Origin of the sequence: Vibrio sp. 1457, from assembly GCF_033340195.1 — a bacterium.
GTDB lineage: Bacteria > Pseudomonadota > Gammaproteobacteria > Enterobacterales > Vibrionaceae > Vibrio > Vibrio alginolyticus.
On the sequence record NZ_JAWOWA010000001.1, the window covers coordinates 391,597 to 405,254 of the forward strand.

Annotated in this window: 12 protein-coding genes; 5 read left to right on the top strand and 7 right to left on the bottom strand. The window is 45.1% G+C overall.

Features of this window, described 5'->3' with window-relative positions:
• Window positions 1–3 precede the first annotated feature (3 nt).
• Window positions 4–513 carry a DUF2062 domain-containing protein gene (locus R7Z41_RS01775; protein ID WP_005387834.1) on the top strand — a complete coding sequence of 170 codons (510 nt, stop codon included), beginning with the start codon at window positions 4–6 and terminating at the stop codon, window positions 511–513.
• Window positions 514–661: 148 nt separating this feature from the next.
• Here R7Z41_RS01775 and lolE read toward each other — a convergent pair whose 3' ends face one another.
• Genes lolE through lolC form a run of 3 tightly spaced genes read right to left on the bottom strand, consistent with a single transcriptional unit; the run spans window position 662 to window position 3,817 of the window.
• A complete protein-coding gene (gene lolE, locus R7Z41_RS01780; protein ID WP_025766930.1) occupies window positions 662–1,906 on the bottom strand; it encodes a lipoprotein-releasing ABC transporter permease subunit LolE in 1,245 nt (414 codons plus the stop codon).
• Window positions 1,907–1,908: 2 nt separating this feature from the next.
• Entirely contained in the window at window positions 1,909–2,616 is a 708-nt protein-coding gene (lolD, locus tag R7Z41_RS01785) for a lipoprotein-releasing ABC transporter ATP-binding protein LolD (RefSeq protein ID WP_025766931.1), read from the bottom strand.
• Window positions 2,609–3,817, bottom strand: a complete 1,209-nt coding sequence (gene lolC / locus R7Z41_RS01790; protein WP_044129437.1) for a lipoprotein-releasing ABC transporter permease subunit LolC — start codon at window positions 3,815–3,817, stop codon at window positions 2,609–2,611. The genes lolD and lolC overlap by 8 nt, the downstream gene beginning before the upstream one ends.
• A gap of 248 nt (window positions 3,818–4,065) precedes the next feature.
• On the opposite strand from lolC, the gene R7Z41_RS01795 reads away from it, so the two are divergent.
• The 4 genes from R7Z41_RS01795 to R7Z41_RS01810 all read left to right on the top strand — a co-directional run bounded on the left by R7Z41_RS01795 (window position 4,066) and on the right by R7Z41_RS01810 (window position 9,592).
• Window positions 4,066–4,635, top strand: a complete 570-nt coding sequence (locus R7Z41_RS01795) for a hypothetical protein (RefSeq protein ID WP_025766933.1) — start codon at window positions 4,066–4,068, stop codon at window positions 4,633–4,635.
• Window positions 4,636–4,640: 5 nt separating this feature from the next.
• On the top strand, window positions 4,641–8,102 hold the full coding sequence (gene mfd, locus R7Z41_RS01800; RefSeq protein ID WP_025766934.1) for a transcription-repair coupling factor: 3,462 nt from the start codon (window positions 4,641–4,643) through the stop codon (window positions 8,100–8,102).
• A 7-nt stretch (window positions 8,103–8,109) separates the two neighbouring features.
• Window positions 8,110–8,883, top strand: coding sequence for a peptidoglycan binding protein CsiV (locus R7Z41_RS01805; RefSeq protein ID WP_005387825.1), 774 nt, complete (start codon window positions 8,110–8,112; stop codon window positions 8,881–8,883).
• A gap of 160 nt (window positions 8,884–9,043) precedes the next feature.
• The gene (locus R7Z41_RS01810; protein ID WP_025766936.1) at window positions 9,044–9,592 is read left to right on the top strand and encodes a GNAT family N-acetyltransferase; all 549 of its coding nucleotides are present in this window, start codon (window positions 9,044–9,046) and stop codon (window positions 9,590–9,592) included.
• A 76-nt stretch (window positions 9,593–9,668) separates the two neighbouring features.
• On the opposite strand, the gene R7Z41_RS01815 is transcribed toward R7Z41_RS01810, so the two are convergent.
• From R7Z41_RS01815 to lpoB, 4 genes are all read right to left on the bottom strand, one after another.
• Complete coding sequence (locus R7Z41_RS01815) at window positions 9,669–10,958, bottom strand: NAD(P)/FAD-dependent oxidoreductase (RefSeq protein ID WP_025766937.1); 1,290 nt, start codon at window positions 10,956–10,958, stop codon at window positions 9,669–9,671.
• Window positions 10,959–11,491: 533 nt separating this feature from the next.
• Window positions 11,492–12,034: an alpha/beta hydrolase YcfP gene (ycfP, locus tag R7Z41_RS01820; protein WP_005378464.1), complete on the bottom strand. Its 543-nt coding sequence runs from the start codon at window positions 12,032–12,034 to the stop codon at window positions 11,492–11,494.
• 75 nt (window positions 12,035–12,109) lie between these two features.
• Window positions 12,110–12,991: a thiamine kinase gene (gene thiK / locus R7Z41_RS01825; protein WP_025766938.1), complete on the bottom strand. Its 882-nt coding sequence runs from the start codon at window positions 12,989–12,991 to the stop codon at window positions 12,110–12,112.
• 24 nt (window positions 12,992–13,015) lie between these two features.
• Window positions 13,016–13,606, bottom strand: a complete 591-nt coding sequence (gene lpoB, locus R7Z41_RS01830; protein WP_005378467.1) for a penicillin-binding protein activator LpoB — start codon at window positions 13,604–13,606, stop codon at window positions 13,016–13,018.
• Between the last annotated feature and the right edge of the window lie 52 nt (window positions 13,607–13,658).

The following is a 13,658-nucleotide window of genomic DNA, read 5'->3' on the forward strand; positions in this document are numbered from 1 at the left end:
CCTATGCCTAGAAAGCTGATAAAACGCTTCATGCCAGATCATGAATTGATCAAACGCCAAAAAGCATTGAAGGTCTTCGGCAATGTGTTGTACAACCCGAACTTGTGGTGCTTAAACCGCCGCTCGGCATCAGGGGCTTTTGCTGTCGGGTTATTTATGGCTTTTGTTCCGCTGCCGAGCCAAATGATCATGGCCGCTGGCTTGGCCATTATGTTGGGTGTCAATCTGCCCCTCTCCGTCGCTTTGGTATGGATCAGCAACCCTATCACTATGCCTGTGCTATTTTACTTTGCGTACAAGCTAGGTGCTCTAGTGATGCGTCTTCCCCCGCAACCTTTTCACTTTGAACTATCGTGGGAATTCATCATGCAGCAAATGAGCACCATTGGACCTCCATTTCTATTGGGCTGCGCAATTTGTGGGGTTGTATCCGCGATTATTGGCTACTTCGGAATTCGAGGGCTTTGGCGCTACTCAGTGGTACGGAGCTGGCAAAAACGCAAAATAAGATAAGACCTTACTGCGTAAAAATCAGCATTTGAGCTATCAGTTGAGGGGCATCTAACAGTTAGAATGAAACGCGATGTTACTCAAGTCGGATAAATACAAAAAAGGACCGAATTCGGTCCTTTTTGTTTTTCGCATATTGTAAAACAATCAGCTATTTAGAACTCAGTACAGCCGCCGGATTCAACCTTGCGGCACGAGAAGCAGGATACCAAGTCGCAAGTAAACTAAGCACTATCGCCGTCACTGACACCAATGCGACATCTGGCCAGTGTAGTTGTGATGGTAAGAAGTCAACAAAGTAAATATCACCCGATAAAAACTGATGACCGATTAAGCTCTCTAGCCCTTTAATTAACGGAGTCAGGTTTAACGCTACTAAGACACCGATAACACTGCCGACGAGACTACCAAATACACCAGAGAATACACCTTGCCAAACAAAGATCCGTTTGATTAGGCTATCTTTTGCTCCCATTGTTCGCAAAATTGCAATTTCCGCCGCTCGGTCTTTCACTGCCATCATCAACGTAGACACAATATTAAAACATGCCACGCCAATCACCAGTACCATCACCAAGTACATAATGGTGCGCACGAGCTGAATATCGCGATACAAAAAACCAAACTTTTGCTGCCAGCTTTTCAAATACACGTAAACATCAACCATGCTACCAACCTCGCGAACAATAGAAGGCGCATTGAGAACATCGTCCGTTTTTAGTGAAATGCCAGTGACCCCTTCCCCTAACCTCGCGTATTGCTGAGCATCCGCTAATGGTACTAACGCTAGAGAGTGGTCGATTTGGCCATTCAACGTTAAGAACCCTGACACCTTCACGCGCACACGCTTAGGAGCCTGCACTTTATTTGCGCCGCCTGTTTGCGGAATCATTAACGTAACGTAATCCCCCACGGCGACATTTAGCTCGTTTGCTACACCTCGGCCTAAGATCACTTGCTGCTGACCGGCATAAAAGTTTTGCCAAGCTTCTTGATCAATAAAATTCGATAAGCTCGACACCGCTTGCTCGAAAGTAGGCTCTACACCACGAACTTCTATCGCTTTTAGCTTACTGCCTTTTTCTGCCAAGCCCGTAAAACGAACATACGGTGCTGCCGCAACAACATGTTCATGTTTTAGAGCTTGATTCATCGTTTTGGTGTAGTCATGAAGTGGTCCATTAACACCTTCTAACTCGCCGTGTGGAATCACAGACAACACACGCGACTGCAGCTCGCGCTCAAAGCCATTCATTGCAGACAAACCGATAATAATCACGGCAACGCCAACCGCAATACCAATAGTCGAAGAAAGCGATATAAAAGACACCATCTTGTTGCGCTTTTTCGCTCGACTGAAGCGACCACCAATCATCAAAGCTAAAGAGGTAAACAAAACTAGCCCTCCGCAGATGCTGTATCAGTCACAAAACGATCTACGAGCAAACCATCTTGCATGTGCATTTGACGATCCATTTTTGCTGCCAGCTCTTTGTCATGCGTGACAACCAAAAATGCAATGTTTGACTCTTTATTGAGCTCGCGCATCAAATCATAGATAGACAGTGCCGTATTGTGATCTAAGTTCCCCGTAGGTTCATCAGCCAAGACCAGATCAGGTTTATTCACCAATGCACGCGCAATCGCAACACGCTGACGCTCACCGCCCGATAACTCGGAGGGTCTATGTTGTATCCGATGACTCAAACCAACTTTATCTAACAGCGCTTTAGCCGCCTGTTTTGCATCCGCTACTTTAGCACCGCCAATCATCAGTGGCATCGCCACATTTTCAAGCGCAGTAAAGTCAGCCAACAAGTGATGAAACTGGTATACAAAACCAAGGTGCTTGTTGCGTAATGCCGCCTGTTTGTTCGAGCTCAAAGCTGATAGGTTTTGCCCTAGAAAATCAACTTCACCATGAGTTGCGTCATCTAACGCACCTAAAATATGCAATAAGGTACTTTTTCCCGAACCAGAAGAGCCAACAATAGAAACCAACTCCCCTTTGTCGATATCGAAACTTACGCCTTTCAACACTTCCGTATCTAACGAACCCTCTCGGTAGACTTTACGAATATCACGACATTCTAATAGCTTATTCATAGCGAAGTGCCTCAGCAGGTTTAACAGAAGATGCTCGATAAGAAGGATAAAGCGTAGCAGCAAGGCTAAGAGCAATCGCCAATACCACCACTAAAAGAATTTGCAGTGAATCAATCAAGATGGGTAGATGACCACCAAAGCTGAATAGCGCCACACCAGCAGATTCAAGAATCGCATTTAGATTAAGTGACAAGATCACGCCCGCAGCGCCACCAACAATCGCGCCAATTACACCACTGCTTGCACCTTGCACCATGAAAATGGTCATCACTTGAGATTGAGTCATGCCTTGAGTTTTCAATATTGCGACTTCTGATTGCTTCTCCATTACCACCATGATTAAAGCGGAGATAATATTGAATGCAGCGACACCCACAATTAGACCTAGCATAAGTCCCATCATGTTCTTTTCCATTTTCACCGCTTGGAAAAGCTCACCACGCTGTTCGCGCCAATCACTCCATTCCCATCCATCAGGCATGGGTTGGTCAGCAAAATCCGTCACCATAAATGGGTCAGAGAAAAAGACACGCCAACCAGAAACCGTGTCTTTAGGGAAACGCATCAGCTTAGATGCATCCGTCATGTTCACAATCATTAATTGACCATCAACGTCCGATCCCGTATTGAAAATGCCTGAGACAGTGAAGTTTCGCTGGCTAGGAATACGACCAAGTGGGGTAAACTGCGTCGCGTTGGTCACCATCAAGCGTACTTTATCCCCGATTGAGACCTTTAGTGAACGTGCCAAACTGTGACCCAAAAATACATTGTAGTCACCTGCTTGAAGTGACGATAATCGTCCGGCAATCAAATGGTTGCTAATCGGATCGCCTTTCTTAGGTTCAATACCGATGAGGTAACCAGCCGTCAGCTGTGCAGAACTCTGAATAACAGCCTCTCCTCTAACGATAGACTCCGGCTGGGATTCACTCGACATCGCTTGAACAAATGGAGGAGCAGACTCGGTCATAGGTGTTTTTCCATCGTGTTGCGAAACAACGGCATGAGGTAGCACACCTAAAATGCGTTCTTTTAACTGCGATTCAAACCCGTTCATCACAGAAAGAACCGTCACCAACGCCATTACACCGATCGTAATACCCGCCGTCGACATATAAGAAACAAATCGGCTGAACCTATCTCCAGAGCGTCCCCGAAGATACCTTAAGCCAATAAACAATGAGATAGGATGATACATATAAGACAAACCAACTGGTTGTTTTGATATAAAGCTTTAGCGGATTATCTTACCTTACTCTTCTCATTAAGAAGACAAGAGAATCGCTAAATTTGTCAACGACATGCAATAAGTCTGTATTTAGGGCAAAAAGTTCAAGGACAAATCGGCTAAACTTGATAACTTCATTCAGTTAGCGATAATCAGTGCCCTATTTCTCTTTGTTTGTTGAGTGAACAGGGAGCGCTCACAGGCAAAAGGATGACTATATGACAGAGCAAGAATACTTTACCGTCCATCATAACCTCACCATCAACGTCGAAACGTTAAGTGAGGACTTTGCTTTGCCAGATGAAGAAACGTTTGTCTCCGAAATTCCAGCACCATTTATTGTCGCCAGTGAATTTAGTCACTTAGATATGTTGGCAGACAACGCGCGTCTAGAGCTGAAAAACAAAGAGTTAAAGCATGTAATCAACTTGCTTGATACGCAAAACGCGAAACTTAACCTCTTGTTGAGCTTTATGCTTTCACAACAAGATGACGCCTCCATTCGCTATCAAACGACGCAGTTTGGTGCTAGTCAACTCAGTTTCCGCTCAGATACAGCGTTAACTACTCAACAACTCGTTCGTGTTAAACTGTTCCTCGATCACCCTGCTGCGGCGATTTACTGTTACGCTCAAGTAGAAGAATGTGATGCTTCAGAGCAAGATTTCATTATCACGCTTAGATACAAGATGCTCCGAGAATCTGATCAAGATTTACTGATAAAGGCGGCACTGTATCAACAACAAAAACTTTTACGTCAGCGCTCGATGGAGCGAGATAAAAAATAATTCCTATGACAAAAGCAACGATTCTTTCCGTCACAAACCCTTCAGAGCGTGGCGACAAAAAACAGCTAGGTAATTTGCCGGGCGCAGCTCTACCTCTAGCCATTGCAGAGCTGGCCAAGCAGCATTCGAGTCACTCGCTACTCGTTGTGCCTGACCCGCAAATCGCTTTAAAGCTTCAGGCAGAGATTGAGCAATTCACCGACCAAACGGTAAGCCTGTTCCCCGACTGGGAAACGCTGCCTTACGATAACTTTTCTCCGCATCAAGAAATCATCTCTGAACGTATCGCACGCCTATACCAACTGCCAAGTCAACGTGATGGCATAACCATCGTCCCGGTCAGTACCGTATTGCAACGCCAATCGCCACGTGATTTTTTGTTGCAACACACTTTAATGGTGAAAACTGGTGATCGGCTCTCGCTAGAGAAGTTACGTGTACAACTTGAAAATTCAGGCTACCGCCATGTAGATCAAGTATTTGGACCAGGTGAATATGCAAGTCGTGGGTCTATTCTGGATCTCTTTCCTATGGGCAGCAATGACCCGTACCGCATCGACTTCTTTGATGATGAAATAGATACCATTCGCACGTTTGATCCAGAGAACCAACGCTCTATCGACGATATTCAGCAAATCCAATTGCTGCCTGCACATGAGTTCCCAACCACTAAAGAAGCGATTGAAGATTTCCGTACACGTTGGCGCACCCAGTTCGACGCACGCCGCGAGCCTGAATCAATCTACATGCAAGTGACCAAAGGCACGTGGCCCGCTGGTATTGAGTATTGGCAGCCGCTGTTTTTTGACCATACCGAGACTTTATTTGAATATTTGCCAGAAGACTCTCAAGTCATCACATATGGTGATATCGAATCTGCGGTCGATACTTTCTTAACCGATGTCGAATATCGATACGACCAGAAAAAAGTTGATCCGCTGCGTCCTCTTTTGACTCCTGAACAGCTTTGGTTGAAAAAAGACGAACTTTTCAGTCAACTAAAACAGCTCCCTATCGCTCAATTGAGCCTAGATAAAGTGGTTAAGCGTGCCGGTCGTCAAAACCTACCAGTACAATCGTTAGCCGAGCTTGGCGTTCAACAACAAAATAAAGAGCCGCTCTCGCGCCTTCGTCAGTTTAGTGAGCAATTCAGCGGCAAAATCGTTTTCTCGGTAGAGTCAGAAGGTCGTCGTGAAGCACTAACGGAGCTGTTGCAAGGCATCAAAGTTCGGCCAGTCGTACATGGCTCACTTTACCAAGCTCTAGACTCGGGTGATCGATTCAGCTTGATCTTAGGCGCAGCAGAGCATGGTTTCATTCACGAAGAGCTGAACTTCGCTCTGATCTGTGAAAGTGATCTACTCGGTGACCGTGTTATCCAGCGACGCCGCAAAGATAAAAAAGCCGTCAACAGTGACACCGTTATTCGCCATCTTGCGGAACTAAAACCCGGTCAACCTGTGGTTCATATTGATCACGGTATTGGCCGCTACATCGGTTTACAAACACTTGAAGCCGGTGGCATGAAAACGGAATACGTCACCCTTGAGTATCAAAACGATGCCAAGCTCTACGTGCCAGTTTCATCACTGAATCTTATCAGCCGTTATTCTGGCGGCGCTGAAGAGAGTGCGCCACTGCATAAATTAGGTGGTGAAGCGTGGGCAAAAGCACGTCGTAAAGCGGCAGAAAAAGTGCGTGATGTCGCGGCAGAATTGCTGGATGTGTATGCTAAACGAGAATTAAAACCTGGCTTCAAATTTGAGCTAGATCGTGGGCAATACGCAACATTTAAAGCAACATTCCCGTTTGAAGAAACAGATGACCAAGCGATGGCCATCAATGCCGTATTGTCAGACATGTGCCAGGCAAAAGCGATGGATCGCTTAGTGTGTGGTGACGTGGGCTTTGGTAAAACGGAAGTCGCTATGCGCGCAGCATTTGTCGCAACGGATAACAGTAAACAGGTCGCCGTACTCGTACCAACAACCTTGCTTGCTCAGCAGCATTTCGAAAACTTCCGTGACCGTTTTGCCAACTTACCAATCCGAGTTGAAGTACTGTCTCGTTTTAAATCTGCCAAAGAACAAAAAGTCATTCTGCAAGACGTTGCCGATGGTAAAGTCGATATTGTCGTTGGTACGCATAAGCTGCTTTCGAGCGACATTAAATTCAAAGATTTAGGTTTGTTGATCGTTGATGAGGAACACCGCTTTGGGGTTCGTCAAAAAGAAAAGGTCAAAGCAATGCGTGCGGATGTGGACATTCTTACCCTCACCGCAACACCAATTCCACGTACACTGAATATGGCAATGAGTGGCATGCGAGACCTGTCGATCATCGCGACACCTCCTGCACGCCGTTTAGCCATTAAAACCTTTGTTCGACAAAAAGAAGAGCCAGTGGTCCGTGAAGCGGTACTGCGTGAAATTATGCGTGGTGGTCAGGTTTACTTCCTGCACAATCAGGTTGAAACCATTGAAAAAACGGCAGAAGACTTACAGAAACTCATCCCAGAGGCACGCATTACCGTGGCTCATGGTCAAATGCGCGAGCGCGAACTTGAGCGAATCATGAGTGACTTCTACCATCAGCGCTTTAATGTGTTGGTGTGTACAACCATCATCGAAACCGGTATCGACGTACCAACGGCGAATACCATAATCATGGATCGTGCGGACAATCTTGGCTTGGCGCAGTTGCATCAATTACGTGGCCGTGTTGGACGTTCGCACCATCAAGCCTATGCTTACTTATTAACGCCACATCCAAAAGCCATGACCAAAGATGCCATCAAGCGTCTTGATGCGATTGCTTCACTGGAAGACTTAGGTGCTGGCTTTACGTTAGCAACCCACGATTTAGAAATCCGTGGTGCTGGTGAGCTGCTTGGTGATGAGCAAAGTGGGCAAATTCAATCCGTTGGTTTTACACTTTATATGGAAATGCTGGAACAAGCAGTGCAAGCATTAAAAGAAGGCAAGGAGCCATCTTTGGATGAGCTGCTTCGTGAGCAAACTGAAGTGGAAATGCGAATCCCAGCGCTCTTACCAGATGATTACATTCCGGATGTAAACACACGACTGTCGATGTACAAACGCATTGCGAGTGTCACAAGCAGTGATGAACTATCAGAGCTAAAAGTGGAACTGATTGATCGCTTTGGTCTGCTTCCAGACGCAACAAAGAACTTACTTGCCGTCTCAGAATTGAAAATTTCGGCTGGTAGTTTAAAAGCGAAAAAGATAGAAGCCCATGATAAAGGTGGATTTATCGAGTTTTACCCTGATGCTGACATAAATCCAGCGTATTTAGTTAAACTGCTGCAATCACAGCCGCAAAAATTTGCAATGGAAGGTCCAACTAAGTTCAAGTTTAGCGTACCATTGGTGGACCGACGTAAACGCATTCAGTTTGTTCAAGACTTACTGAATGATTTTAAACAGAATTTATTACCAACGAGCTAATAGTCGAATGAGAATACTGATCCCGTTATTGCTTCTATGTGTCTCAATGCCCTCTTGGGCACAGCGCCAATTTGATATTGAAGTGATCATTTTCAAGCGAGCAGTCGACGCTGAAAGCACAACAGAATCTTGGCCGAATCAACTGCCAAAAATCGATATGGAAAATGTCGGTAGCCTAGAGAGTGAATCCTACCGCCGCTCTAAAGGCGTGACGCTTTTGCCAAGTTCTTCTTTCCGTCTCAACGCGCAAGAAGCGGCACTAAATAATCATGCCGGCTTTAAAGTGCTTAAACACGTAGCCTGGCGTCAAGGTGACCGAGGTAAATCTAGCGCCCCAATTTTCCGCATCGTTGGCGGGCGAGATTTCTCTGATTCTTATCAAGCAGATGGCCGCCCAATCAATGGCAATAGTAATCAAACATTTTCCAGCGACGGTTACAGTGAAGAGACGGTCAATGGTCCTTTATATGAACTAGATGGTCGATTCCAAATATACGTACAGCATTACCTCTTCGCTGAAACAACACTAGATCTGCGCGAACCAAGTGTTAGAGAGGTGCGTTTTGAACCAACCTCAACTGAGCAATTGGCGGATGACTTAGGTGAAGTAGATGGTAACGTCCAAGTTGGTAACTTGGCAGAAATATCGCCGACAGTAACCGAAGAGAAATTCCTGAAGAGTTATCGAATGGATCAAAAACGTCGTATGCGTAGCAGCGAGACTCATTACCTAGATAACCCGTTGATGGGTATGATCATTCAAGTTCGTCGGGTTCGATAAGCACGAGCGGTTCGACAAAGCGCAGCAAAGCTGCGCTTTGTTTTTATCTGCTATATCTCAGTTATTCCTAACCAACGCAGAGCAAGGAAAATAGCTGCGTTCAAGTATAAATAGACAGCTTTCAATTTACTTACACTCAACATGGAAGTCGTATTAGTTCATGAGTCCAGACTTTGAAATCATTGCGCCCCGCTTAGCGCTCAAGCTCATCCCTGCTGAAGAAGCACATTCACTACAACGATTACTTGCAGAATCCCCTTCGCTGCACCAATGGCTTGACTGGTGTGATAAAAACGTCACATTGAAAACCGCGCAGGACTTTCTGTTGGCAACCCGTCTTAACTGGGTCAAAACTGAGGCTTTTGGTTTCGGTATCTATGAGCGGCAAAGTAACACTTTGGTTGGAATGGCAGCGGTTAATGAGTTATATCATACGTTTAATATGGCGAGTATTGGTTACTGGGTTGCCGACCGCTATCAACGGCAAGGCTATGCCCAAGAAGCCGTTAAAGCCTTAGCAGAATTCTGCTTCGCAAAGCTAAGTTTAACTCGACTAGAGATTGTTTGTGACCCCGACAACGAAGCTAGCCAAGCCTTAATTGAGTCCGTCGGTGCACAAAAAGAAGCCATCGCCAGAAACCGGTTTATTTTTCATGGTAAGCCTAAAGATGGCGTTGTGTACTCACTTTTACCGACAGATCTAACATAAACAAAAAGCCACCGACTTGCGGTGGCTTCTGCATTTTTTAAGATACAACACATCCACACAGAGTGGATTTAAAACCTTAGTGCAGCTTAAGGTTTGGACGCAGCACGCGATTAATGCGGCCGACGAGCATCATCAGACCGGTTTTGAATACACCGTGCAACGCCATTAGGTGCATACGATACAATGAGATGTAAACGACACGAGCAATACGGCCTTCTACCATCATCGACCCTTTAGTTAGGTTCCCCATCAGACTACCAACGGTTGAGAAGCGACTTAGAGACACTAATGAACCGTGATCTTTATATACATAGTCTTTCAACTCGCGCCCGTTGATCTTCGCGACGATGTTACTAAATGCCTGGCTTGCCATTTGGTGTGCAGCTTGAGCGCGTGGCGGCACGAACGAACCGTCAGACTGGGTGCATTGTGCTAAGTCACCAATAACAAAGATGTCATCATCTCGTGTTGTCTGTAGTGTGTTTTTCACTACAAGCTGATTGATACGGTTCGTTTCTAAGCCAGCGATATCTTTAATAAAGTCTGGAGCTTTGATACCCGCAGCCCAAACCATGATTTGAGCTGGGATCTTCTCACCATCTTTTGTAGTAAGGCCATCTTTTTCAGCTTTAGTCACCATAGTGGCGGTGCGCACGTTTACGCCCAACTTCACCAACTCTTGATGAGCAGCAGAAGAAATACGTGGAGGTAACGCTGGTAAAATACGCTCACCTGCTTCAATCAGATTGACGTTCAACTTGCTAGAATCAAGATCACCGAAGCCATAAGTGCGCAGCTCTTTAACAGCATTATGTAACTCAGCTGATAGTTCAACGCCAGTTGCACCAGCACCAACAATCGCAATATCGACCGTACCGTTACCGTTTTTCGCGTGCAGCTTTAGGAACTCGTTGTTCATTTCTGTACGGAAACGGTGTGCTTGCTCAGGGCTGTCTAGGAAAATACAGTTTTCACGAACGCCAGGCGTGTTGAAGTCGTTTGATGTCGAGCCAATCGCCATCACTAGAATGTCGTATTCTAGCTCACGGCTTGGCATAAGAAGTTCACCGTGTTCGTCTTTAAGCTCACTTAAGATGATCACTTTACGTTCACGGTCGATGTCTTGAAGACTACCCATTTGGAAGTCGAAGCTGTGGTTTTTTGCATGAGCTCGATAGCTCAGTGCATCTACTCCTTCGTCCAAAGAACCTGTAGCAACCTCATGCAATAATGGCTTCCACAAGTGGCTCGCTTTTCGATCGACTAGCGTAATTCGCGCACGGTTTTTGCGACCTAGAGTTCGACCAAGCTTAGTTGCCAACTCAAGACCACCTGCACCGCCGCCTACAACGATAATGCGTGTCACAATGATTTTCCTCTACAAAAATGAATATATGGGGTTCAGCTCGATGCATGACTCACAAACATTTGTGGCATCCATCCAACCGATGAATTCTTGGTTCTTAGAGGTGTCTCAATTACTTGGATTAAAAAACTACCACCCACTTTGATTCTTTATCTATCAATGACTTGTCAGGGTTTGGCATGTTTATCTGGTACGCATACGACGCCAGAAGTTTTTGGGCAAGTTTATTACTCGCTCTCAATTTTTTTTGATATTTATCAAATTATTTTAGTCCGGTTCATTATATAGAGACCAACTTTGAAGGCAACCAAAATCCGTGTAACGAGTACGGATTGACTACTTTTCGACTACTCTACAACAAGGTGTTCGTGCTACATAGGAGGGAAGTAAGAAAACGGTAAGGAGAACACAATATTCAAAGCGTTAAACCAAGAAAATGTGCCTTTCAAAGAGACAGTGGCTCGGCATACTCAAGAGAAGGAATCGCAGCAAAGCAGCCGATAAAAACGCCGCTTTACTGTCTACACTCAACATTAATAAGTATTTTTAAATGCCTTTATCGCTTGTAAATGATGAGAGATTTTTTTGAACTTATGAGACTGAGTTTCATCCCAAATGATTTGATAGTGTTTTTCTAGCTCAGCTGCCGTTTTCGAATTGTCATGCACTTCATCATCTTTAGAGAGAATCACTAAGCAGTGAGCTTGATTTTTCGCTCGGAACTGATCAACACATTTTGTTGCGATATCTTCGTACTCTTCTGGGCGATCGATTCGACCAGCCATCGTTTTTTCTGGGTGCAAGTTCGGGTTGAACATCACTTGCTTGATACCGCATAGAAAACCAATTCGCTCAGACCAGTAACCACCTAAACCAACCCCACAGATTAACGGGTTTGGGTCATCAGATTGATCGATAACTTTAGACACTTCTTTTAACAAGTGTTGCATGTCGTGCTTTGGGTGAAGGGTGCTGTAATTGATAAAACGAACGTCGTCGTCGATAAATTGCAGTTGAAGAACTTTTTCGTGGTTACCCGGGCTTGTACTGTCAAAGCCGTGTAAGTAAATAATCATCTGTACCTCTCCCTGTGTGTATCTGGTACTTTTATTAAAACTACCACTATTTCCTTACTGTTAAAGAGGAAAATATCACGAGTTCTCAAAACAGTGATCTTCCATACACAATGAGCCTTTCAACTCATACGCACTGTTTAAGTATTGTTCATCTCCCCACAATTTATAGGCAAGTAGATACCAGAGCATCGCCATCACCAAGGTTCTTGGTTGCCAAGCGTGTACACCTCTCATCCAAAGAGACACATCTTCGATACCTCGAAGTTGGCAATACTGCTTTACCGCTTCATCCACAGGCGCATTCGCGACCTGAATAGTTAAGGTCAAATCAAGCCTAGGGTCAGCAATCCCGGCATACTCCCAATCAATGACTTTCACCCCACTCTCCCCTCGCACTAGGTTGTAACACCCCAGATCGAAGTGACATAGGGCAAGCGGAACAGGTGCAACGTTCGGTTCCGTGCGCCACTTCATGTACAAAGCCTCAAACTCCGTACCCACATACTGACCATCAAGCTCAAGCCAATAATGATCGATGCGAGAAATATATGAAAATGGAACCAAAGGAATTGCGCTTATCGGATATTGATGAATCTTCGCCGCAATGGATAATAAATAGCTTAGTACTAAGCCTAACTCCGTCAGTGCCTCTCCTTCTATCCATTCCACCAGCAACCCTTGCTCATGAATAAAAACTGGCTTGGGGCCAATTTCCAATGAAGAGACTGCATTCAGCACTTGATATTCACTGTGACGAGAAATTGAAAAAGCCTTGCAGACATGACTGGTCGGTCGCCAGATGTATGCAAGGCCTTGAGAAGATTCCAACCGCCAACAGCGGTTGGTTAGCCCCCCGGTAATAGTTTGTACTTTTACCGGAGGCTCCGTAAAGAAGCCATCGAGAGCGTTAAGACTCGGATCTAACTGTTTTGCTTGTTGCCAAGAAAACCATGCCATTGATGACTTCTCCACCCTGTTCGATTAAAGACCGAATAGGCTCTTAGATTGCGCTTTACGAATTTCAGTTTCATCCGCCCACTCAATCAAACCTGTTTCTAGGTCCATTAGGCGCATGGTCATCTTGTAGTATACATCTTTATCGCTACCTGCATTTTTCACAATGCTAGATAGGTTGCCGTAAAGCATGTATTGAGCACCAACCATTTTACCAAATTGGATCGCTGTGCTTTGGTTAACAAGCTCATCCGTGTTTTGGAAGTTAAGTTGTTCACGCACAGACTCAACACGATCCATATCAACAAAGCGGAACTTACCTGAGTTCAACATCTTAGTAGAGATCGTGTCAGTAATGGATTCAGTGTCAATATGTTCACTGGTTTTGTTCTTAATTCGCTCAACAAAAACGATAGGACGTTGGTCACGAGTAATTGCTGCTACAGAGCCCGACATCATCATGCTATCCACCATTTCAGCCGCGATTTTTTGTAAATCTGTTGAGCCAAAATCGATAGTCGTGGTTTCTGTTGCTTGCGCATCGCCGTAAGAGACTTTGTTAGAACAGCCACCTAAAATGACGGCAAGACCTAAAAGAGCAATAATACTTTTTTTCATGAGAGTTCCTTAGTTTTTCAATACCAGCGCATCGTTAGCGCGGCAGCTTCGG

Excerpts from the sequence above, each read along its gene's own strand:
- mfd (WP_025766934.1), top strand. The coding sequence starts at position 4,641 with ATGACAAAAGCAACGATTCTTTCCGTCACAAACCCTTCAGAGCGTGGC.
- ycfP (WP_005378464.1), bottom strand. The coding sequence starts at position 12,034 with ATGATTATTTACTTACACGGCTTTGACAGTACAAGCCCGGGTAACCAC.
- lolC (WP_044129437.1), bottom strand. The coding sequence starts at position 3,817 with ATGTATCATCCTATCTCATTGTTTATTGGCTTAAGGTATCTTCGGGGA.
- thiK (WP_025766938.1), bottom strand. The coding sequence starts at position 12,991 with ATGGCATGGTTTTCTTGGCAACAAGCAAAACAGTTAGATCCGAGTCTT.
- lpoB (WP_005378467.1), bottom strand. The coding sequence starts at position 13,606 with ATGAAAAAAAGTATTATTGCTCTTTTAGGTCTTGCCGTCATTTTAGGT.
- lolD (WP_025766931.1), bottom strand. The coding sequence starts at position 2,616 with ATGAATAAGCTATTAGAATGTCGTGATATTCGTAAAGTCTACCGAGAG.
- R7Z41_RS01805 (WP_005387825.1), top strand. The coding sequence starts at position 8,110 with ATGAGAATACTGATCCCGTTATTGCTTCTATGTGTCTCAATGCCCTCT.
- R7Z41_RS01775 (WP_005387834.1), top strand. The coding sequence starts at position 4 with ATGCCTAGAAAGCTGATAAAACGCTTCATGCCAGATCATGAATTGATC.
- R7Z41_RS01795 (WP_025766933.1), top strand. The coding sequence starts at position 4,066 with ATGACAGAGCAAGAATACTTTACCGTCCATCATAACCTCACCATCAAC.
- R7Z41_RS01810 (WP_025766936.1), top strand. The coding sequence starts at position 9,044 with ATGAGTCCAGACTTTGAAATCATTGCGCCCCGCTTAGCGCTCAAGCTC.